The sequence below is a fragment of the Streptomyces sp. NPDC030245 genome (assembly GCF_055572995.1).
On the sequence record NZ_JBVICF010000002.1, the window covers coordinates 867,875 to 890,619 of the forward strand.

Consider the following 22,745-nt stretch of genomic DNA (forward strand, 5'->3'; position numbering starts at 1 on the left):
CCGCGTGCCGCGGGGCGCCGCCCCAGCTGGGCCGCCCGCCGGTGCCCCACTCCGCCTAGCTATGTCCGGGCTGAGGGCTGCCCACGGCCGGGGGGCGGTGACGCGGGGCGCGTCCCACGCCGCATGCCGCGTGCCGCGGGGCGCCGCCCCAGCTGGGCCGCCCGCCGGTGCCCCACTCCGCCTAGCTATGTCCGGGCTGAGGGCTGCCCACGGCCGGGGGGCGGTGACGCGGGGCGGGTCCCACGCCGCATGCCGCGTGCCGCACACCGCGGGATGCCGCCCCGGCTGGGCCTCGGCGTGCCGGGCAGTGCGGCGCCTGCCATGGAGCGGTGTCACGCGGGCAGCGTCGGGCAGGCAGCGGTGCGCGCGCCGCGAGGTGCCGGGCGGGCACGTGTCGCGGGGCGGGGCCGGGCGGGCGCTGTAGCGCGGGCGGCGGGCAGCGCAAGGCCGGCGGTGTGGGGCCCGGGGCCCGCCCGCCGGGCAGGGCCCCGCCCCCTTCGGCGCCGGCGCGCGCTACGTGCCCTGCTCGCCGCCGGGAGGCGACGGCTGGAGGACCGCGAACCGTGCGCCCGCCGGGTCCGCCAGCTTCGCGAAGCGGCCGACGCCCTCCATCGAGACGGGCTCCATCCGGACCTCGCCGCCGCTCTGCCGGGCCCTGGCGACCGCGCTGTCGCAGTCGTCCACCTGGAAGTACGGCAGCCAATAGGGCCGGTCGCCCTCGGAGGGGTCACTGGCCAGCGGCACGACGCCGCCGAACATGTCGTCCGCCGTGCCGTCCGCGGGGTGCACCATCGTGTACGTCCCGCCGGGGAACGTGGCCTCGGTGGTCTGCCAGCCGAACACCGAGCCGTAGAACCGGAGGGCGGCGGGGACGTCCGGGGTGTACAGCTCGGTCCAGACCAGCCCACCCGGTTCGTTCAGGACATCAAGACCCTTGAGCTCCCCCTGCTGCCACACGGAGAACGGCACGCCCGCCGAGTCGGCGAGGCCCGCCATGCGGCCGAGGTCGAGGATGTCCACTGCCTCGAACAGCGTGCCGCCGCCGGCCTGCTCGGCCGACTTCACCGCGGCGTCCACGTCCGGCGTCCGGAAGTACAGCGTCCAGGACGGCGGCGCTTCGTCCGCCGGCATGGCCATCGCACCCGCGGCGGTCCTGCCACCGAGCTGATACTGGCTGTAGCCGCCCACTTCCGCCGGGCCCCGCTGGAGCTCCCAGCCGAACAGCTCCCGATAGAAGGCGCTGACGCCGTCGAGGTCGGGCGCACACGAGTCCACCCAGACGGGGGCTCCCGTGAGAAAACGGTAATTGAGCATGATCGACTCCTTTGTCGAATCTCTCTTCCGCACTCTTGATTCTGGCACCCGCTACCGAGGAAGCGCTTTGCTTCGCGCACCCCCGGAACATGCTCCGCCCCGGCATGTCGCGTCCGCGTCACAGTGGAAACCGGCCGCAGTACCGCATCAGGTTCGGATATGCCACTCCAGGCAACGGTGCCCTGATGCGTCTTCGAAAGGTGTGGGCCAGTAATTAAGGAACGGACCGTCAAATTCCAAGGCGTCCGCCAAGATGCGAAAGAACTGCGTCAGACTGGTTGCCCATAGGGTTCCGTCCAGGTCTCCGGACCCGATGCCCATCTCATACACGTGACCGTACAAAGGTCCGGGGCGGTGATCGACGAAGGCGACCCCGCCATCGTCGGGCAGCGCGAACGGCACGCAGCGATGCACATTCACAGCCAGTGCATCGCCCTCCCACAGGTCGGCGTCGATGTTGTCATTGCCGACATCCACGAGCACGTCATACATCATCGCGATGTCGTCCACACCGCTGAGCCGGTGCCCCGACGGAAGAAACGCACCAGCGGGAAGGCACCTGCGGGAGCCAGCGGAAGGTCCATCTGTGCCATGCGCTGAACATAGACGGTGGCACTGACAGCCAGCCTCCGGACCAGGTTGCCCGGTCCGACCGACGGGGTGCGAAACATCGACAGCGGGTGCCGGCGCGCAGCGACTGGACCACAACTATCCGGCCACCTTGTGGATGTTCCTGTTTGCGCATAGTGCAACAGCGGCGCGAAGGGAGACACGTCCGCGGCTTTTAAGGCCATTTCCACTACTGAAAGGAGGGGCCAGTTCCGCCCCGTGTGGCACGGATGTTCGGGGGCAGTGCCGCGTGATCTGTGGGGGTCGTGTGGCAACTTGTGTGCGCCTCGTGACCACTGGGGTCTGCGAGATGTGTCTTCCTGTGGGGGGAAGCCTTGACGCAACGCACCGTCGGTGCGCGTATTTCGCGTGCCCGCAAGAGAACCAGCTCCATCACCACCGCCGCCGCTCTGGCGGCCGGCGCCCTGACGCTGTCCCTGCTGCCGGCCACGGGCGCTGTCGCGGCCGATGAGCCGGGGTCGGCATGGGGCGAGCACGCCCCGTCGTTCTCGATGCCGCCGGTGAAGGTCGGCACGAACAAGCCGACCGCGCCGCAGGCCGAGGCCAAGCCCTCCGATGAGGTCGCGCGATGGAGAACCGAGCAGAAGAAGCGGGCCCGGAGCGGCGACATACCCACCGCACGTGTCGCCCCTGCCGAGATCCCGTCGCATGTGCCCGAGGGCCAGGGCGACGTGCCGTGGCACCGGATCAGCGACTTCGCGATCACCGACGCGCTGACGGCCCGCATCGACTTCTCCACCGGCAACCTGATGCTGACCGCCACCGACTTCTCCATCGCCGGCGTCGGCCAGGAACTCACCCTGGCGCGCACCTACAACTCGCTGGACGCGCCGTGGGGCAAGGTCTCCCAGCGCTGGTGGCAGCAGTACGAGCGCTACCTCCAGGTCCTCGAAGGCGAGGTGGTGCTGTACGACGCCTCCGGCGACACCCTGCGCTTCAAGAAGGCCGCCGACGGCTCCTTCACCTCCCCCAAGGGCTACTCCAAGGAGCTGAGGAAGAACACCGACGGCACGTACACCGTCACCAACTGGAAGTCGCACACCAAGGACACCTACGACGAGCACGGCACCCTGACCAAAGTCACCGACAAGAACAAGGGCACCATCACCGTCACCCAGCACGACGAGGGCGACGAGCACAAGGGCTTCAAGCTGACCGAAACCCGCTCGGGCCGCTGGATCGACCTGGTCAAGACCGACGCCTCGCAGTGGCAGGCCAAGGACAACTCCGGCCGCACCGCCGTCGTCGACCTCGACCCGGTCGGCAACCTGCACAGGACCACCGACGCCGAGGGCAAGACCACCACCTTCGGCTACGACACCTCCAACCGTCTGACCAAGATCACCACGGCCGAAGGCCGCGTCACCGTCTTCACCTACGACAGTCACAACCGCGTGACCTCGATGCTGCGGGCCACCGAACTCAACGGCTCCGGCCACACCGGCCCCACCTGGACGTACAAGTACAGCGCGGAGTCGCCGACAGCGGCGGGTACGACGACCGTCACGGACCCCGAGCAGCACGCCACGAAGTACCAGCACGACGGCGACGGCCAGGTCACCGACGTGACCGACGCCCTCGACCGGAACCGGAAGACGTCCTTCGACGCGAACCACAACATCGACACGGCCACCGACGCCATGGGCACCGGCACCACGCCAGGCAACGTGACCGACTACGGGTTCAGCACGCGGAACAACCTGGAGAGCGTGCAGGCTCCGACCGGAGGCAAGGGGGTGGCCAGCTGGCAGACGATCGCCGGCGGTGACGTGCCCAAGGAAGCCACCAACGCCGACGGCGAGAAGACCACCTTCACCTACGACACCGCGGGTAACACCAAGTCAGTCGCCCAGACCGGCACCGGTGGTGGCAGCGTCTCCTACACCTACAACCCCGCGTCCCCGACCTGCGGCGGCTTCGAAGGGCAGCGCTGCACCGCAGAGACGAAGATGTCGTCGACCAGGACGGTCAAGACGTCCTTCAGCTACGACGACAAGGGCAACCTCACCAAGGCCGTCCCACCCAAGCCGCTGGGCCAGACCACCTTCACCTACGACAGCCTCGGACGCACCGAGACCCTCACCGACGGCCGCGGCATCAAGAAGGTTTTCACCTACGACAACCTCGACCGGATCAAGACCGTCTCCACCACCAACGACACGGTCCGCTACTGGTACGACGGCGACGGCAACCTGCGCCAGCGCGACGACTCCACCGGCACCATCAAATACACCTTCGACCCGCTCCAGCGAGAGACCGTCCGCACACTCCAGGACGGCTCCCAGACGCTGCTCGCCTACACTCCCGCCGGCAACGTGGACCACTACCAGGACCCGGCAGGGAAGGTCGACTACACCTGGAACGAGGTCAACAAGCTCAAGGAGTTCAAGGACCCGCAGGGCCGGGTGACGACGTACAAGTACGACCGCAACGACGCGCGCACCGAGACCGCCTACCCCGGTGGCACCGTGCAGACCGTCGACGTCGACAAGTCCGGCCGCCCAGAGACGATCAAGGCGACCTCCGGCAAGGGCACCCTGGTCGACCTCGCCTACACCTACGGCTACGGCACCGACGCCAAGACCGACGGCAACAAGATCCGTACCAGGACCGACACCGTCAGCGGCACGGAGACCAGTTACACCTATGACGGCGCCGGGCGATTCTCCTACGCCGAAGAGAAGAAGGGCGCCACGCTCAACTCCTCCTGGCAGTACTGCTACGACCTGGCGGGCAACCTGACCAGCCAGGGCACCGCCGCAGGCTGCCCGCGCGGCACGACGTACACGATCAACGACGCCCAGCAGATCACCGCGAAGGACGACTCCACCACGAACTGGTCGTACGACGCCGACGGCAACGAGACCGCCGGCGCCTCCACCCCGGAGGGCACCCGGACCGGCGAGAAGTGGTCCGATCACAGCCAGCTCACCACACTGACCGTCGCGGGCAAGACGTACGCGGGCCAGTACGGCTCCACCGACCAGAGCGAGCGCGTCAGGCTCGGCGACACCTACTTCCACAACGGTCCCCTCGGTCTCTCCGCCACCTCGACGGGCGGTGTCGACACCGGCTTCAACCGCGAGCCCGGGGGCACTCTCAACTCCATGACCCGGGACGGGAAGACGTACTTCTACCTCACCGACGCGCTCGGTTCCGTCGTCGCGGTCACGGACGAGTCCGGCACCAAGGTCAACACCTACAGCTACAGCCCCCGAGGCGTGGAGCGGTCGACGACCTCGGAGAAGGTCCCCCAGCCCTACCGGTTCGCCGGCGGCTACCAGGACCCCACCGGCCTGTACCATTTCGCGGCCCGCTACTACGACCCCAACATCGGCCGCTTCAACAGCCCCGACCCCTCCGGCCAGGAGAAGAACCCCTACCTCTACGCCGAGGGCGACCCGGTCAACCGCATCGACCCGGGCGGCCTGGCCTCTATCGGCATCAGTGGCGAGGTATGTGCTTTCGGCGGGTGCGTGGGCGGAGGCGTGGCCGTCAACGACGACGGATCCGTACACCCCAGTGTCTCGGCAGGTGTAGGCAGCCCAGGAGTCAGCGGCGGTATTGACGCCAGCAGTAGTGACGCCACGTCCGGCCCGTCCGCCAGCATCGAATGCTCGGCGGGCCCCTACAAGGCGTCGGTCAGCAACGAAGGCGACACCACGGCCGGCATCAGCACCGAATACTCGAGCCCTGGATGCTCTGCGACGGCTCAGTACACCTTCTAAAAGACGGAGGACAGAAAATGGTGACTCTATCCGCAGCGGGCCGTGGCGGTGGATCCGGCTTTCCCGTGTGGGGCCAGGTTCTCATCGTCGTCTTGGTCGTGATCATTGGAGTCGCCATGGCGACCAAACTGATGCGCCAGCGTAGGAAGTGAGCGAAAAGGGTGCGCTGCCGCATGGCAGCGCACCCTCAGCCTCAAGGCCTCTCCGGATCGCGGTGTTGCTGCGGGTGGGCGTCAGGCGGCGCCAGTTCGACGAGTCCGCATCCGTCCCGAGGTTGGACCCGTCGGAGCCGGGCTCCGGTGCTGCCATGACGTGAAGGAACAACATTTCTGAGAGCGCTCTCAGTCACAACTCTTGACGCCGCATTCCGGCGTGGGGACAGTGGTGCACCACCGCGCACCACCCTGCATCACCTCGGGGCGGCGATGCCCCCGCCCCCTCCCCCCACCGCGCAGGAGACCTTCCGTGATATCGCGTCGAACGTTCCTGACCTCCGCAGCCGGTGCCGCCGGCGCCCTCACCTACCCCCTCTGGGGAAGCGCCCTCAGCCCCGGCGCCAGGGCGGGCGAAACGGCCGCCACCGCCCCCGCCACCTGCGAACTCGCCCTCGCCAACAAGTCGCTGCCCGGCCAGGTCCGCGCCTACGTCACCGGACACGAGCAGGGCACCGGCCGTTGGCTGCTGCTCAAGCCGGACGGCGGCGTCTACCGCCCCGAGTCACCCTCGGCGCCGCAGACCCCGCTGCCCGTCGACTGTGCCATCCCGCTCGGCGCCGCGGGCTCGGCGCCCAGAGTGCTGACGCTGCCCCAGATGTATGGCGCGCGCGTCTACTTCGTACGCGACGACAAGCTGGACTTCTTCCTCAACCCGGGCCCCGCGCTGGTCGAGCCGGCCTTCGCCACCCGCGCGGACCCCAACTACGGCCGCACCTGGTCGTTCTGCGAGTTCACCTTCAACCCCCAGCAGCTCTACGCCAACATCAGCTACGTCGACCTCGTCACCGCCCTGCCCATCGGGCTGACCCTGGAGGGCGACGCCAGGCACACCGTCGCCCCGCTGCCGGACGGGGCCGTCGGCAGGATCGCGGCGGACCTCACCGCGCAGGCGGCGAAGGACGGGCAGCCATGGGACAAGCTGGTCATCCGCGGCGACAACGGGGGCGTACTGCGGGTGATCTCGCCGCAGAACCTCATGGCACCGTACTTCGACAGGCCCGATCAGATGCCGTTCCGCGATGTGTGGAGCGGCTACATCGACAGGGTGTGGGACAAGTACCGCGGCACCGACCTCAGGATCGACCTCCAGGGCGGCCGCGGCGTGTTCACCGGGCGTGTCAGCGGCGACGTACTGACGTTCAACGGCGGCCACTCCTTCGCCAAGCCCACCTCGAAGGACATCTTCACCTGCAACCACGGCCCGTTCGCCAACAATCCGAACGACTCCGACGACAAGAAGGGCCTGCTCGCCCGGCTCGCGGCCGGCTTCAACCGCAGCATCATGCTCACCCACCCCCAGCAGCCGAACGGGACGAGCACGGCCGACTACTACCGGGACGCGGTGACCAACCACTGGTCACGCGTGGTGCACGCCAACTCCCCGATCGGGTACGCGTTTCCGTACGACGACGTGCGTCCCGACGGGCAGCCGGACGTGTCGGGGGCGGCGCACGACGGGAACCCGCGGCGGTTCACGGTGAGCGTGGGATCCTGACGCGCCGCCCGCCCCCGCCGCGGGCGGTCCGGTCACGCCGAGGCCCTGCGCACCAGGGATGTCGGCAGGACCACACCGGCCGGTTCTGTGATGGCGGGCTCCACCCCTCCCCTGTCGCGCAGGAGCATCCCGGCCATCAACCGGCCCATCTCCTCTATCTCCTGACGGACCGTCGTCAGCGGCGGATCGGTCTGCTCGGCCACCGGAAGCATGTCGTCGAACCCGACCACCGCCACGTCGTCCGGCACCCTCCTGCCCCGCTCGCGCAGCACGCGGAGGGCGCCGGACGCGGTCAGGTCGCTGGCGGCGAAGACGGCGTCCAAGTCGGGTGTACGGTCCAGGAGTTCATGCATCGCGCGCTCGCCGCCCGCCGGGGTGAAGTCCCCCTCGGCGATCAGCCCCGGATCGGCGTCGCCCAGCACGTCCTCCAGCACGTCGCGGTAGCCGTCGAGCCGGTCGACGGCGGACGTCTGGTCGAGCGCCCCGGTGATGTGCGCGATACGGCCGCGGCCTAGGCCGACCAGGTGGCGCACGGCCTCGCGGGCACCGCCGCGGTTGTCGCAGTCGACGTACGCGACGCCCGGTTCGCCGGGGCCCGCCTGGGGCCACCCGGGCCTCCCCCCGAACACGGTGGGCACCCCGGCGCGCCGGATGATGCCGGGCAGCGGGTCGTCGAGATGCAGCGAGAAGACGAGGGCGCCGTCGACGTGACCGCCCGCGAGATAGCGGCCGACCCGCTCATGATCGTCCCGCCCCTCGGTGAGCAGCAGCACGAGCTGAATGTCGTTGGCCGTCAACTCCTTGCTGATGCCCCGCAGTTGCAGCGCGAAGAACGGGTCGGCGAAGACCCGTGTCTCCGGTTCGGCGATCACCACCGCGACCGCGTCGTGGCGCCGGGTCACCAGGCTGCGGGCGGCGCGGTTGGGGACGTAGCCGAGCTCGTCGACCGCGTGCCGCACCTTCTCGGCAAGCACCTCCCGCACCCCTGGGTCGCCGTTGACGACACGCGAGACGGTGGCCCTGGAAACCCCGGCACGGGCCGCCACGGCCTCCAGGGTCGGGCGCGGTTCCTCGGTCACCTCGGTCACTCCTCCCTGACGATGTTCAGGAGGCATCTTCCCGTATCGGCTCCCGGGCTGCCGGGCGAGGGTGAAGTCGCCGCCTGCTTCCTCCGGTTGGCCTGCCCGTCCGCGTGGTGTCCTTTGCCTGGCGTCGAGCGGTGCGCCCGCCGCATGCACGCGTCGCCGCCATAGGATCGGCGGCATGGTGACACGGCTCGTACAGATTTCGATGAAGGCCCGGGACAACTCCGCGCTCGGCCGGTTCTGGGCCGCGGCGCTCGGCTGGGAGGTCACCGGCGACGAACCCGCCGGGACCTGCGTCGACCCAGCGGGCGTCACCTATCCCGACCCCACCGCCGTCTGCATCGACCTCCTCGCCGTCCCGGAGCCGAAGACGGTGAAGAACCGCGTGCACATCGACCTCGCCACCACTTCCGAGGCCCACCGGGCCGACCTGGTCGCGCGCCTCCGCGGACTCGGCGCGGCGCCCGTCGACGTGGGCCAGGGCAAGGCCCCGTGGACGGTCCTCGCCGACCCGGAGGGCAACGAGTTCTGCGTGCTGGAGCCCCGGGCGGTCTACCGCGGCACCGGGCCCATGGCCGCGGTGGTGGTCGACTGCGCCGACCCGCGGGCCATGGCCCGGTTCTGGGGCGGTGCGATGGCCTGGACCGTGCACGAAGTGACCGACGAGCACGCGAGGCTGCGCTCCGCCGACGGTGTCGGCCCGTATCTCGAGTTCCTCCGCACACCCGACGCGAAGACCGGGCGGAACCGCGTCCACCTCGACCTCCGGCCCCGGCCCGGTGACGATCAGGCGGCGGAGGTGGCCCGGTTGCGGGCCCTCGGCGCCACCGACCTCGACGTCGGCCAGGGCGATGTGTCGTGGGCGGTCCTCGCGGACCCGGAGGGCAACGAGTTCTGCGTCCTCACCCCGCTCTGACGCCCGCCACCGCCCCTTCCGCCGCCGAGGAAGGGACCACGTGCGCGAGACTCCCTGCGCATACCCTGCCCCCATGTTCAAGAAGCGGAGAGAGCGCAGGCAGGCCGAGCTGCACGAGGAGCTGGCCGGGGCGTTGCGGGATCCGGATGTGGCGGTGCGGGCCAAGGCGGCCGCCGACGCGGCGGAGGGGGCCGACCTGGAGTGGGCGCTGAGGGAGCTGGCGGCGGCCGTGGCGCGGGAGCCGTGGACGGACGACTTCCACGAGACCGTGGTGGACGGCTTCGCCGCCGCGCTGCGCCGCGACGCGGCGGTCCGGAAGCGCCTGGAGCGGATCGTCGCCGAGCATCTGGACGACCCGGAGGGCCTCGTGCGGGCGTGGACCGGGTGCGTGGCGGAGTTCGGCGGGCCCCCGGCGCCGCGCGACATCGGCGACGACCTCTGCGACGACATGCGGGAACGGCTCAGGTATCTGCGCGGCGAGGGCTGGACCGCCGAGGGGATCGACCGGCTCGGGCCGCCCGGCACCTTCCGCCGCGATCTCGCGTTCGACCTCGCCGTCCTCCTCGTCTCGCTCGTGCTGCGCAGGAACGAACCGCTGTCCGCCGAGGAGGCGGAGCGGGTGCGGGACGAGACGCGCGCGGCCCTGGACAGGGCCCTGGCCTTTCCGCAGGACAGTGACGAACGCCTCGCCCTGCTCGCCCCGTTGGTCGACGAGCCCGACGCCGAGTCGTGGACCGACCGCGCCCGGCACGGCGCAGAGGTCGACGAGACGCTGGCGCTCTGCATGAGCGCGGACGACGACCGCATGGTCCTGGGCGTCGAGACCCTGCACCACCAGATCATGCGGGACGACGTGCTCCGGCGCCGGCGGACCCGCGAGGTCCTGGACCATCTGCTGGCGCGCGAGCAGGCGCCGTTCGTCCATTTCCAGCTCCTGGGTTGTTACGTGCAGCTGCACACGGTCGCACGGCTGCCGGATCCGCCGGTGGACCTGTTCCTCGCCAGGATGCGCGACGCCGACGCCGACGTCCGCCTCACCGCCGCGTCGGGCCTGGGGCTGCTGGCCCCCGACACCCCCGCGGAGACCGAGGTCGTGACCGCCCTCGTCGACCGCCTCGACCACGACTCCGACGTCCAGGTGCGCGCTGCCGCCGCCGGCAGCCTGGCCGGCCTGGCCCGCCCCGACCAGCCCGCCGCCCGCACCATCGGGGACGCCATGGCACGCCACGCGGGCTCGCCCGCCCCGGGCATCCGGGCCGCGACCCTCCAGCACGCCCTGGAACACGGCGCCCCCGACGCGTACGACCGGCTGCTCACCGAGTTCGAACCGCCCGACGTGCACTGGGAGTTCCTGTCGGCCTTGCACCTGGCGGCCATCGACGCCCGGTTCAGCCTCCCCGAGGACGTCCGGCCCCGCCTCGCCGAACGGCTGGAGCACTTGAAGGCGAGCGGCTGGGTCGACCGCTGGGAGGATCCGGAGGGCCACCCCGACCTGGACGACCTCGACGAGATGCTGGACGAGCTGCTGAGACGGGTGCGCGCCGCCGGTAGCTGAGGGGGCGGGGCGCGGTCGGTTGCCGGGGGGGCACGGTGGCTAGTGGTGCGCGTGCTCCCCAGCGGCGCCTTCCGAGGACTTCGCGGACGACGTGCCGGAGGGCTCCCTCGCCGACTTGCCGGCGGACTCCTTCGACGACTTCCCCGCCCGCACCCCATGGTGCGGCTCATAGTCCGGAATCGTTCCGTCCGGCTTCTTCACCAGGAACAGCCCCGCCATGCCCATGTCCGAGTGGCTCTGCACATGGCAGTGGTACATCCAGGCCCCCGCCCCCACGCCCTCGCCCGCGACGACCTGGAAACCGAAGGAGTCCCCCGGGCCCGTGATCTTGTCGTCGAGGATCTGGCTCGGGTCGTCGGGGCCGGTCAGCAGGCCCGTGCGGTTGTCCGCCCAGCGATGACCGTGCACGTGGAACGTGTGGTAGTACTCGCCGTGGGTGATCGAGACGAACTCGACCCGGTCGCCCACCGTGGCCTCGAAAGTGGGGCTGTCGTGGCCGGACCTGTTGTTGATCGTCATGTCGTTGAAGACGATCGTGAAGGTCTTGTCCGGCAGCAGGTCGCCCTTGCGGCGCACGATCAGCGGACCGTAGAGCCCCTTGCGCACGCCGCCGGTGCCGTGGTCCGTGCCGACCACGTGGTCGTGGTAGTGCCAGTAGCCCGCGGTGCCGGGGCGCCAGGTGCCGTCCTTGCGGCGGCCCGGGGCGTGTGTGCGCCAGGTGTAGGTGCGCTTTCCGCCCGGCTCGACGTGGCTCCTGGTGTGCTTGGTGCCGTCGCTGGAAATCTCGTAGTCCATGCCGTGCACGTGCAGGCTGGCGGCCACGTCCATCGTGTTCTCGAACTCGATGTGCAGGGTGTCGCCCTCGTTCAGCTCGATGAGCGGCCCGGGAATGGAGGCCTTGCCCTTCTCCAGGCCGTACCCCATCTGCCCGTCGGGGAGCTTCTCCGCGTACATCTTGATGCGCTTGACCTCGCCGCCCGCGGGGGCGGTCCTCGGCGCCTCCGCCGTGCTCGCGTCGGGCGCGCCCGCTATGGACAACGATGTCACACCGGCCGCCGCTGCCGCGCCGCCCACCAGCATCCGCCGGTTGAAGCTCCGCCTGTCGAGATCCTGTCGGTTCCGTCGGCCCATGACGAACTCCCCACTGCGGTACGGCAACTGACGGGGCGCAAGAGGCCCCGGGGACGGCCACACGGTATCGGCCGCCCCTTCGTTTATCCACACGCAGGACAAAGTTCGTGCTATCGCGGTGATACCTATTGGCGAGTTGCGAAAAGAGGTCTAGCTTCGTCGGCGCTGTTGCTGTGACCGACGAGGGGTGGGTGTACTCATGCGGCGCACACCGCATCAAGAGCCCTTGACCGTACGAGGGTCGATCCGAGCACGACACAGACCGTACCGCTCGCGCCGGGCCTGGACGGCCGCGCTGCTGTCCGGAGCCCTGGTCACCGGGGCGCTCTCGGCGCAGGCCGCTGCCGCGCGGCCGTACCCGGAACCGCCGTTGACAACGATGTCCCTTCCCTCGCCGCCCGGCGGGGCCAACGTCAAGGTCCTGGTCTTCCACGGTTCGGCGGCGGGCGGCGACGAGTCCCCTGTGGTCAACGCCGGCATCGAGGCGATCGAGAAGATCGGCCGGTCGGGCCCGGCCGCCGAGCGGTTCAGGATCGAGGCGACGGACGACCCGGCCGTCTTCACGAACGAGGCCAGGCTCGGGAAGTTCAACGCCGTGGCCTTCCTGACCGGCGGCGGAGACGTCCTCGACCCCGAGCAGGAGGCGGGCCTGGAGGCCTACATGGAGGCCGGTGGCGGCTTCCTCGGCATCCACGACGCGGCCCGCGCCGAGCCGTACTCGACCTGGTTCACCGGGCTGATCGGCGCCCGGCCCGCCGACGCTAGCGCGACGGACGTCCAGCGCGCGACCGTCGAGGTCGGCGACCGCGAGCACCCGGCGACCAAGGAGCTGCCCCTCCAGTGGAAGCGCCCCGACCGGTGGCTGAACTGGACGAAGAACCCCTCGGGTGAGGTGCATACGGTCGCCCGTGTCCGGGAGACGACATACAAGCCGGGCTCCGGGGCGAACGGCTGGGACCACCCGGTCTCCTGGTGCCGTGACTACGACGGCGGCCGCTCCTTCTACACCGGCATGGGCGGCACCGCGGCGTCGTACGACGAAGCGGACTTCCGCGGGCATCTGCGGGGCGCCCTGCTGTGGACGACCCGCATCGCGCGCGCCGACTGCAAGGGCACGATCAACGCCAACTACAAGGCGGAGCGCCTCACGCAGGCCAATCAGCCCGGCCGCAACGACCAGATCGGCGAGCCGCACGGCCTGGTCACCGCGCCCGACGGAAAGGTCTTCTACATCGGGCGGGGCGGCGCCGACTCCTCCCAGCCGGTCGTCACCGACTGGAACAACCCGGACATCGGCAAGGGCACGGGCGAGATCCACGTCTACGACCCGAAGACCAAGAAGGTGACCCTCGCGGGCGCCCTGACGGTCTTCGGGAACAAGGGCGGCGGCGACGAGCTCATCAAGGTCGAAGAAGGCCTGCTCGGCATCGAACTGGACCCGGAGTTCGAGGAGAACGGGTGGGTGTACCTGCACTACACGCCCCACTCGAAGATCAACCGCGAGACGCACATGGCCGAACGGTACGTCTCCCGCTTCACGCTCGACCGGGCCACGAACAAGCTGGACATGGGGAGCGAGAAGGTGCTCCTGAAGTGGCCGGTGCAGATCCACAGCTGCTGTCACGCGGGCGGCGGGATGGCCTGGGACTCCAAGAACAACCTCTACATCGCGACCGGTGACAACAACTCCTCGGGATTCACCGGCGGTTACTCGGGCAACAACCCGCAGCCCAACTTCAAGGGCGTCTCGTTCGCCGACGCCCGCCGCACCGCGGGCAACACCAACAACCTCAACGGCAAGATCCTGCGCATCCACCCCGAGCCCGACGGGACGTACACACTGCCCGAGGGGAATCTCTTCACCGGCAAGGAGCAGGCCGAGGGCGGCGGCAAGACGCGCGGAGAGATCTATGTGATGGGCGTCAGGAACCCGGCGCGCATCTCCGTCGACAAGAAGACCGACACGCTGTACGCGGGGTGGGTCGGCCCGGACGCCGGCACGCCGTCGACGACGTGGGGCCCCGCGAAGTACGACACGTTCGCCGCGATCACCCACGCCTCCAACCGCGGCTGGCCGTACTGCATGGGCAACAACCAGCCCTACCGCGACCGGAACCTGCCGGACCCGACGAAGCCGCTGGGCTGGTACGACTGCAAGAACCTCAAGAACGAGTCGCCCAACAACGACGGCCTGGTGAACATCCCGCCGGCCGAGCCCAACAACATCTGGTACTCGCCGCAGGGCGGTGGCGTGGACTACCCGCGCGACGCGAACGGCGTGCCGAGCTACCGGACGTCGGAGCAGAAGCTGCTCCTGCCGTGGCTCAAGGGCGGCGGCCAGGCCACCATGAACGGCCCCGTCTACCGCTACGACGCGGCGAGCACGAGCGCCGACAAGTGGCCCTCGTACTGGGACGGGAAGTGGTTCGTCGGTGACTTCTACGACGGCGACCAGCCGCGGCACGCGGTCGTGACCGATCCGAAGACGGTGGGCGGCGGCGGCCTGCCCGTCCACGCCGAATCCCTGAAGAAGATCATTCCGACCGGCAACGACGGCATCAAGAACCTCATGGACTGGAAGTTCGCGCCGGACGGCTCGCTGTACGTCCTCGACTACGGCCGCGGCTTCTTCACCTCGGACTCCAAGTCGGCGCTGTGGCGCGTGACGTACAAGGGCGGGGCGGCGACCCCGGCCGCCGAGGACCTGGCAAGGAAGGCGGGATGATGCGTACTGCGAACCGACGGGCCGTGCGCAGCCGGCGGAGCATACGGAAACGAAGACTGTGCACGGCGCTGTTCGCCGCGCTCCTGATGGTGCTCGGGCTGACGTCGACCGCGGCGACGGCGCGGCCCGACAACACCGGGCTCGCCGCCGCCCAGACCCTGACCTGGACCGCCGACAACGACATCGCCAAGTACAAGTCGGCGCCCACGACGGCGGTGGCGGGGCCGACGACGATCGTCTTCGAGAACAGCGAGGCGACGGGCAACACGACGGGCATGCCCCACACCCTGACGTTCGACGTCTCCGACCCGGAGTACAACAACGACGTCCCGCTGAACATCCTGGCCAACCCCAACGACGACCAGGGCGGCAAGCACACCGCCGAGGTGACGCTCACCCCGGGCCGCTACCGCTACCACTGCACCATCCCCGGCCACGGTGCGATGCAGGGCATCCTGGTCGTGACCGAGGGCGGCGGCGAGGACACCGCGGCGCCGCAGACCGCGGCGAAGGTGGAGGGGCAGACGAACGCCGACGGCGCGTACGTCGGTTCGGCCTCCGTGGCCGTGACCGCGACGGACGAGGGGTCGGGCGTCGACCGGATCGAGTACGCGGTCGGAGCGGACGGCGCGTGGCAGCCGTACACCGCGCCGGTGGTCGTCGACCGGGTCGGCACCCACAAGATCCGCTACCGGGCCACCGACAAGGCGGGCAACACGTCCGCGGAGAAGGCGGCCGACTTCGTGGTCGTGGCGCCGCCGACGGACGACAGGACGCCGCCGGAGACGTCGGCCACGGTGACCGGTGAGCAGAACGACCAGGGGCAGTACGTCGGGATGGCGACGGTCACGGTGACGGCGTCCGACACCGGTTCCGGCGTCAACAGGATCGAGTACGCGATCGGTGACGGGGCCTGGACCGCGTACACCGCGCCGGTCATGCTCCATGAGGCAGGCACCCACAAGGTCCGCTACCGCGCGTCCGACAAGGCGGGCAACCAGGCGGCCGAGAAGGCCGTCGACTTCACGGTCGTCGCGCCGCCCGTGGAGGACAGGACGCCTCCCGAGACGTCGGCGAAGGTCGAGGGCGACAAGGACTCGGACGGCGCCTACCTCGGGAAGGCGAAGGTGACGGTCACCGCCACGGACGCCGGTTCGGGCGTCGACAAGGTCGAGTACTCCTTGGACGGCGGCCCCTACCTCGCGTACGAGGCGCCGGTCGTCGTCGACCGCGCGGGCCGCCACACGGTGGCGTACCGGGCGAGCGACAAGGCGGGCAACGCCGCCGAGGCGAAGACCGTGGCCTTCACGGTGGCCGAGGGCGGCGGCGTGCCTGCCCCCAACTGCCCCGAGTACGACGAGCGGTTGACGGTGTTCGTGGGCACGGTCGACACGGGCATCCCCAACCGCGTCACGAACAACCGCTGCCGCGTGGGTGAGCTGATCGAGGACGAGAAGGAGTGGACGTCGCACGCGCTCTTCCTGAAGCACGTGAAGAGCGTGACGGACAGGCTCCTGCGGGCGGGCGAGATCGACAGGCGTGAGTACAACAAGATCAACCGCGCCGCCCAGCAGTCCGGCATCGGCAAGCCCGGCCAGACGGAGGGCTACCGCAAGCTCTTCGACGGCACGAAGGAGTCCCTCGACAAGTGGGAGCAGGTGGGCGGCGGCAAGTTCGGCCTCAACGCCGACGGCACCATCACCAGCTCCACCACGGTCCAGGGCATGGGCATGCTCTGGTACCCGCAGCGGAAGTACGGCGACTTCTCGCTGAAGCTCCAGTGGCGGGACGACGCGCCGGGCAACGGCAACACCAACTCCGGTGTCTTCGTGCGCTTCCCGCAGGTCCACGACCACCCGGAGGAGTCGCGTCCCGAGTGGGTCGCCATCAAGTACGGGCACGAGATACAGGTACACGACCGGCCCGACGGCGACATGTACAAGACGGGTTCGATCTACGGCTTCGACCGGGTGGGCCTGGCCGGCGCCGGGGTCACCCCGAAGGGCACGTGGAACGACTACGAGATCCGCGTGGTGGACCAGCACTACTCGGTCTACCGCAACGGCGTCCTGATCAATGAGTTCGACAACACGGGCGGCCAGGACTTCACCCCGCCCCGCGCCGACGACCCCGGCACGGACGGCCGCAGGTACGCCTCCGGCTACGTCGGGCTCCAGGTCCACGGTGTGACGGACGTGGTGTCGTACCGGGACATCCGGATCAAGGAGCTGTAGGTACCGGCCGGGCCGGGCGTCTCACTTCTCGTGCTTCGCCCGGCTCGGCTGGACGCGTTTCGGTTCGCCCGGCATCTTCGGGTACTCCGGGGGGTACGGCAGGTCACCGAGACCGTGGTCCTGTTCGTCCTTGGTGGCCAGTTCCAGGAGGGCCTCCAGGGAGTGGGCGTGGTCGTCCATGGCCGCGTGGAGGTCGCCGACCTCGGCGAAGCGGGCCGGCATGGTGGCGAGGTCGAAGTCCTCGGGGCGGGCGTCCTCGACCTCGTCCCAGCGCAGGGGCGCCGACACGGGGGCGTGCGGGCGGGCGCGGAGCGAATAGGCGGAGGCGATCGTGCGGTCCCTGGCCGTCTGGTTGTAGTCCACGAAGATCCGCTGCCCCCGCTCCTCCTTCCACCAGGCCGTCGTGACCGCGTCCGGCATCCGCCGTTCCAGTTCTCGTCCGCAGGCGATCGCGGCCCTGCGCACCTGGGTGAAGGTCCAGCGCGGCTCGATCGGCACGAAGACGTGCAGCCCGCGCCCGCCCGACGTCTTGGGCCAGCCGACGAGGCCGCCGAACTCGTCGAGGACCGCGCGGAGTTCGTGGGCGGCCCGTACCGCGTCCGTGTAGTCGGTGCCGGGCTGCGGGTCGAGGTCGATGCGGAGCTCGTCGGGGTGGTCGAGGTTGTCGCCGCGGACCGGCCAGGGGTGGAAGGTGAGGGCGTTGTACTGGGCGGCCCAGATGACGGCGGCCACCTCGGTGGGGCACATCTCGTCGGCGGTGCGGCCGCTGGGGAAGGCGATGGTGGCGGTGGGGATCCAGTCGGGGTGGTTCTTCGGGACGCGCTTCTGGTAGAAGAACTCGCCGGCCGCCCCTTCCGGATAGCGCTGCAAGGTCGTGGGCCGGTTCCGCAGCGCGCGGAGGATGCCCGGCCCCACGGCCAGGAAGTACTGGGCGACGTCCAGCTTGGTGAAACCCCGCTCGGGGAAGACCACCCGGTCCGGGCTGGAGAGGCGCACCGTCCGCTCCCCCGTGTCGATCTCCACGGCCGCGCTCCTGCCCTTGGCTGCACCCATGCCAGTCACGCTAAGCGTCCCCGGCATTCCACGCATACCGGGCGGCAAGTGATGTTTCGGAGCAGAATCGGACCATGGATCTGCCGGTGATGCCGCCCGTGAAGCCCATGCTCGCCAAACCGGTGAAGCGGATTCCGCCGGGCATGCAGTACGAGGCGAAGTGGGACGGGTTCCGCTCGATCGTGTTCCGGGACGGCGCCGAGATCGAGCTCGGCAGCCGTACCGGCAAGTCCCTGACCCGCTACTTTCCCGAGCTGGTGGCGGCCCTGCGGGAGCGGCTGCCCGAGCGGTGCGTGGTGGACGGCGAGATCGTGATCGCCAGGGACGGCCACCTCGACTTCGACGCGCTCACGGAGCGTATCCACCCCGCGGCCTCGCGCGTGGCGACGCTGGCCGAGCGCACGCCCGCCTCGTTCGTGGCGTTCGACCTCCTCGCCCTGGCGGACGACGCGCTGCTCGACGCGCCCCTGACCGAGCGGCGCGCCCTGCTGGTGGAGGCGCTGGCCGGTGTCACGGAGCCCGTCCATCTGGCTCCCGCGACCACGGACCCCGAGGTGGCGGAGGTGTGGTTCGAACAGTTCGAGGGCGCGGGCCTCGACGGTGTGATCGCCAAGCCGCTCGACCTGCGCTACCGCCAGAACGAACGCCTCATGTTCAAGATCAAGCACGAGCGCACGGCGGACTGCGTGGTCGCGGGCTACCGCTTCCACAAGAGCGGGCCGGTCGTCGGTTCGCTGCTCCTCGGACTGTACGACGACGGGGGCGCCCTCCAGCACGTGGGCGTGTGCGCGGCCTTCTCGATGAAGCGCAGGGCCGAACTCGTCGAGGAGCTTGAGCCGCTGCGGATGGAGTCCGCGGCCGGGCACCCGTGGGCGTCCTGGACGGACGAGACGGCGCACGAGACGGCCCGCATGCCCGGCGCCCCGAGCCGCTGGTCGGGCAAGAAGGACCTCTCCTGGGTGCCGCTGCGCCCGGAGCTCGTCTGCGAGGTGGCGTACGACCACATGGAGGGCGGGCGGCGCTTCCGGCACACGGCCGCGTTCCGCAGGTGGCGCGCGGACCGGACCCCGGAGAGCTGTACGTACGCGCAGTTGGAGGAGCCGGTGCGGTACGCCTTGGCGGACGCGCTGGGGACCACCACCGGCTGACCTCACGTGCCGGCTCACGTGTCGGCCACGCGCGCCGACCGCATCCGTTTCCCCGCGCCCCTTCACCGCCTCCGTCGCCGCACACCTCCCGGACGCCACAATCACGCCATTGTGTGATGCGCCACCCGGGTACCTTCCGCCCCACCGACGGCGACCGTATGCTCCTGCGACCGATACGTCAGTTACCTGGGGTAAGGGGGCGGGGCATGGGGCACAGCGGTGTCGAGGGAAGCACGCGGCGGGGGTTCGTCGCGGGGGCCGCGGCGGTGGGCGGGGCGGCCGCGCTGGGAGTGGCGGCGGGAGCGTCGCCCGCGGCGGCCGCCGCGCCCGGCGCGACGCCGGCACGGACCGCGCGCGACGCCCCGCGGGCGCGGCAGTCGGTGGCCGTGCTCGGCGGCGGCGTCGCCGGGCTCACGGCGGCGCACGAGCTCGCCGAGCGCGGCTTCGCCGTCACGGTCTACGAGCGCAGGGAGCTGGGCGGCAAGGCCCGCAGCATGGACGTGCCGGGCAGCGCGAAGGGCAACCGCAAGCCGCTGCCCGGCGAGCACGGTTTCCGGTTCATCCCGGGCATCTACCACAACCTGCCGGACACGATGCGCCGCATCCCGTTCCCCGGGAACGCGAACGGCGTGTGGGACAACCTGGTCGCGCCCCGCGAGATGTCGTTCGCGCGCACCGGCCGCGAGGACCTCAGGATGCCGATCCCGTGGCCGGGCAGTGAGCCGGAGAAGCTCACCCTGGACGACATCCGGCGGGCGCTCACCGCGCTGCTCGACACCGCGTTCAACCTGCCGGCCCACGAGGCCGCGTACTTCGTGAACCGCGCCCTGGTCTTCCTGACGAGCTGCGACGAACGCCGTGACGACGACTGGGAGTCGACGCCCTGGTGGGACTTCACCCGCGCCGAGCGCATGTCCAAGGACTACCAGCGCATCCTCGTGATCGGCGTGACCCGCAACATCGTGGCGACGAAGGCGGAGGAGGCCAGCACCCGCACGGTCGGCACGCTCGGCGAGGCGTTCGTCTTCAACGCGCTCGGCCAGGGCGCGGACGGCCCGCCCGACCGCATCCTGAACGCGCCGACGAACGAGGCGTGGATCGACCCGTGGGTCACCCACCTGAAGTCGCTCGGCGTGGAGTTCCGCATCGGCTGGACCGTGCGCGAGCTGGCGTTCGGGGGCGGCCGCATCACGAAGACGGTCGTCGAGGACCCCGACGGCGTACGGCGTGACATCACCGCCGACCACTACGTCCAGGCCATGCCGGTGGAGCACGCGCGCAGGACCTGGAGCAGGGAGCTGAGGGCGGCCGATCCGCAGCTGGCGCGCTGCGACAAGTTGCAGACGGACTGGATGACGGGCATCCAGTTCTATCTGACCGAGCGCCCGCCCGTCGTGAAGGGCCACTTCAACCTCATCGACTCGCCCTGGTCACTGACCGGCATCGCCCAGGCGGGCCACTGGCCCGAGCGCGACTTCCCCGCCGACTACGGCGACGGCGTCGCGGTCGACTGTCTCTCGGTGGACATCTCCGAATGGGACAAGCCCGGCATCCTGTACGGCAAGACGGCCAAGCAGTGCACCCGCGACGAGGTCGCCAAGGAGGTGTGGGCGCAGCTCAAGGCCGCCCTCAACGACACCGGGAAGACGGTCCTCAGCGACAGCAAGCTCCACTCGTGGTTCCTCGACCCGGGCGTCGACGGCCTGGGCACGCCGAACCCCACCAATGAGGACGAGCTCCTGATCCACCCGGTGGGCACGTTCCACAACCGCCCGTCGGCCGCCACGAGGATCCCGAACCTCTTCCTCTCCGGCGACTACGTCTCCGTCGACATCGACCTGGCGACCATGGAGGGCGCCAACGCCTCGGCCCGCCAGGCGGTCAACGCCCTGCTGAAGCAGGTGGGGTCGGACCAGAAGCCGTGCACGGTGCGGCCGCTGCACCGCGTCCCCGCGATCGAGGCCCTCAAGCGCCACGACCGCACCCGCTACCGGCTCGGCCTGCCGAACGCCCTCGATCTCGGCTGACAGAATCTCGGCTGACGGGATCTCGGCCGGCGGGCTGCGACCGGGCGCGTTCGGGGTAGGACTCCCGCATGACACGGCGGACGCGGACGGGGACACGGACCCGGGCACGGGCACGGAGCAGGGCCGGGGCGGCGGTGGCGCTCGCACTCGCCGCCCTGGTGTCCGGTTGCACGATCGAGGGGGCGGACGGAAAGCCTCCGGGGTCGGGCGGTGGCGGTGGCGGCGTGCTCGCCGTGAAGGTCGACAACGTACGTCCGGCGCGTCCGCAGACGGGTCTCGACGCCGCGGACGTCGTGTACGTCGAGCAGGTGGAGGCGGGACTGACCCGGCTGATGGCGGTGTACGCGTCGCGGCTGCCGTCCGCCGTCGGTCCCGTGCGCAGTGCGCGCGAGACCGACCTCGAACTCCTGCGGCAGTTCGACGAGCCCGTGCTCGCGTTCTCCGGAGCGCAGTCCAAGCTCCTGCCGCTGATCGCCGGCGCGCCCGTGCGGGCGCTGCCGCCGGGCAGGGCGCCCGACGGCGCGTACTACCGGGGCAGCGCGAAGCCCGCGCCGCACAACCTCTTCGTACGCCCGGACGCCCTGAAGGCCGACCCGCGCGAGGACGCCCTGGCCGAGGCGGGGTTCCGGTTCGGGCCGCGTCCACAGGGCGGCACACCGCAGACGCGGCGGACGGTCCGCTTCCCCGCGGCGCGCTTCACCTTCGACTGGGTGGAGTACGAGGGGCGCTGGCGCGTCGCGATGGACGGGGAGCGGGCGCGGACGTCCGGCGGGAAGGAGCTGAGCCCTTCGACGGTCGTCGTGCAGTACGTGAAGGTGCGGCCGTCCCGCTTCCACGACCGCTCGGGCAGCGTCTCGCCGTTCACCGAGACGGTCGGCGAGGGGTCCGCGAGCGTGCTGCGGGACGGGCGCGCCTATGAGGCGCGGTGGAAGCGTCCGACGGCCGGGTCCGGCACGGAGTTCACGACGGCCGACGGCGGGCGGCTGCCGTTCGCGAAGGGGCAGGTGTGGGTGGTGTACGCGAAGGCGTGAGGGGGGCCGGGGCGCGCAGCTCCTCCGCCGCGTCCGCGACGCGCTGGATCAGTTCGAGGAAGACGGAGCGCTCGTCGGCGGAGAGCGGGGCGAGCAGGACCTGGTTCATCCGGGCCGTCCGCACGGTCAGCGCGCGGTGCGTGCGCCGGCCGTCGTCGGTGAGGCGCAGCTGGTAGCGGCGGGCGTCCCGCGGGTCGCGCACCTTGGCGAGCAGCTCGCGGCGGATCAGCCGGGCGACGACCTCCGCGATCGTGGACCGGTCGAGGCCCACCCGCTCCCCCACGGTGCGCTGGTCGAGGCCGGGTTCGGCGACGAGTGCGTTGAGCACGGCGTACTGCGGTGATGTGATCTCCTCGGACACCATCGTGTTCCACAGCAGGTGATGCGCCTGCTGAAGCCGCCGGGCCAGGTGCCCGGGGTGGGTGGCAAGGTCCACCGCGGCCATGGGGTCCTCCGTG

Annotated in this window: 15 protein-coding genes; 9 read left to right on the forward strand and 6 right to left on the reverse strand. The window is 70.5% G+C overall.

Annotation, left to right across the window (positions count from 1 at the left end; all coding sequences use genetic code 11):
• Nucleotides 1-513: 513 nt before the first annotated feature.
• Nucleotides 514-1,314 carry a VOC family protein gene (locus ACZ4Z4_RS08300; protein ID WP_468323925.1) on the reverse strand — a complete coding sequence of 267 codons (801 nt, stop codon included), beginning with the start codon at nucleotides 1,312-1,314 and terminating at the stop codon, nucleotides 514-516.
• 147 nt (nucleotides 1,315-1,461) lie between these two features.
• On the reverse strand, nucleotides 1,462-1,824 hold the full coding sequence (locus ACZ4Z4_RS08305; RefSeq protein WP_468323928.1) for a hypothetical protein: 363 nt from the start codon (nucleotides 1,822-1,824) through the stop codon (nucleotides 1,462-1,464).
• A 611-nt stretch (nucleotides 1,825-2,435) separates the two neighbouring features.
• On the opposite strand from ACZ4Z4_RS08305, the gene ACZ4Z4_RS08310 reads away from it, so the two are divergent.
• Together ACZ4Z4_RS08310 and ACZ4Z4_RS08315 are read left to right on the forward strand one after the other, a co-directional pair.
• Nucleotides 2,436-5,672, forward strand: a complete 3,237-nt coding sequence (locus ACZ4Z4_RS08310) for an RHS repeat-associated core domain-containing protein (protein ID WP_468324193.1) — start codon at nucleotides 2,436-2,438, stop codon at nucleotides 5,670-5,672.
• Nucleotides 5,673-6,137: 465 nt separating this feature from the next.
• Nucleotides 6,138-7,382: a glycoside hydrolase family 64 protein gene (locus tag ACZ4Z4_RS08315; RefSeq protein ID WP_468323931.1), complete on the forward strand. Its 1,245-nt coding sequence runs from the start codon at nucleotides 6,138-6,140 to the stop codon at nucleotides 7,380-7,382.
• A 32-nt stretch (nucleotides 7,383-7,414) separates the two neighbouring features.
• Here the strand turns inward: ACZ4Z4_RS08315 and ACZ4Z4_RS08320 are convergent, their stop codons facing one another.
• A complete protein-coding gene (locus ACZ4Z4_RS08320; protein ID WP_468323934.1) occupies nucleotides 7,415-8,461 on the reverse strand; it encodes a LacI family DNA-binding transcriptional regulator in 1,047 nt (348 codons plus the stop codon).
• Nucleotides 8,462-8,645: 184 nt separating this feature from the next.
• Between ACZ4Z4_RS08320 and ACZ4Z4_RS08325 the strand changes: the two genes are divergently transcribed.
• Nucleotides 8,646-9,383: a VOC family protein gene (locus ACZ4Z4_RS08325; RefSeq protein WP_468323936.1), complete on the forward strand. Its 738-nt coding sequence runs from the start codon at nucleotides 8,646-8,648 to the stop codon at nucleotides 9,381-9,383.
• A 73-nt stretch (nucleotides 9,384-9,456) separates the two neighbouring features.
• Nucleotides 9,457-10,938, forward strand: a complete 1,482-nt coding sequence (locus tag ACZ4Z4_RS08330) for a hypothetical protein (RefSeq protein ID WP_468323939.1) — start codon at nucleotides 9,457-9,459, stop codon at nucleotides 10,936-10,938.
• Between the two features lie 39 nt (nucleotides 10,939-10,977).
• On the opposite strand, the gene ACZ4Z4_RS08335 is transcribed toward ACZ4Z4_RS08330, so the two are convergent.
• On the reverse strand, nucleotides 10,978-12,069 hold the full coding sequence (locus ACZ4Z4_RS08335) for a multicopper oxidase domain-containing protein (RefSeq protein WP_468323941.1): 1,092 nt from the start codon (nucleotides 12,067-12,069) through the stop codon (nucleotides 10,978-10,980).
• Nucleotides 12,070-12,268: 199 nt separating this feature from the next.
• On the opposite strand from ACZ4Z4_RS08335, the gene ACZ4Z4_RS08340 reads away from it, so the two are divergent.
• On the forward strand, nucleotides 12,269-14,794 hold the full coding sequence (locus ACZ4Z4_RS08340) for a ThuA domain-containing protein (protein WP_468323944.1): 2,526 nt from the start codon (nucleotides 12,269-12,271) through the stop codon (nucleotides 14,792-14,794).
• A gap of 86 nt (nucleotides 14,795-14,880) precedes the next feature.
• Nucleotides 14,881-17,028 carry an OmpL47-type beta-barrel domain-containing protein gene (locus ACZ4Z4_RS08345; RefSeq protein WP_468324195.1) on the forward strand — a complete coding sequence of 716 codons (2,148 nt, stop codon included), beginning with the start codon at nucleotides 14,881-14,883 and terminating at the stop codon, nucleotides 17,026-17,028.
• Between the two features lie 21 nt (nucleotides 17,029-17,049).
• Here ACZ4Z4_RS08345 and ligD read toward each other — a convergent pair whose 3' ends face one another.
• Entirely contained in the window at nucleotides 17,050-18,081 is a 1,032-nt protein-coding gene (gene ligD, locus ACZ4Z4_RS08350) for a non-homologous end-joining DNA ligase (protein WP_468323947.1), read from the reverse strand.
• A gap of 74 nt (nucleotides 18,082-18,155) precedes the next feature.
• Here ligD and ACZ4Z4_RS08355 point away from each other — a divergent pair, with 74 nt between their 5' ends.
• From ACZ4Z4_RS08355 to ACZ4Z4_RS08365, 3 genes are all read left to right on the forward strand, one after another.
• Entirely contained in the window at nucleotides 18,156-19,229 is a 1,074-nt protein-coding gene (locus ACZ4Z4_RS08355) for an ATP-dependent DNA ligase (protein WP_468323949.1), read from the forward strand.
• Between the two features lie 206 nt (nucleotides 19,230-19,435).
• Nucleotides 19,436-21,256, forward strand: a complete 1,821-nt coding sequence (locus ACZ4Z4_RS08360; protein ID WP_468323952.1) for a hydroxysqualene dehydroxylase — start codon at nucleotides 19,436-19,438, stop codon at nucleotides 21,254-21,256.
• A 68-nt stretch (nucleotides 21,257-21,324) separates the two neighbouring features.
• Nucleotides 21,325-22,287, forward strand: a complete 963-nt coding sequence (locus ACZ4Z4_RS08365; RefSeq protein WP_468323954.1) for a DUF3048 domain-containing protein — start codon at nucleotides 21,325-21,327, stop codon at nucleotides 22,285-22,287.
• On the opposite strand, the gene ACZ4Z4_RS08370 is transcribed toward ACZ4Z4_RS08365, so the two are convergent.
• On the reverse strand, nucleotides 22,217-22,732 hold the full coding sequence (locus ACZ4Z4_RS08370; protein WP_468323957.1) for a MarR family winged helix-turn-helix transcriptional regulator: 516 nt from the start codon (nucleotides 22,730-22,732) through the stop codon (nucleotides 22,217-22,219). The genes ACZ4Z4_RS08365 and ACZ4Z4_RS08370 overlap by 71 nt on opposite strands.
• Between the last annotated feature and the right edge of the window lie 13 nt (nucleotides 22,733-22,745).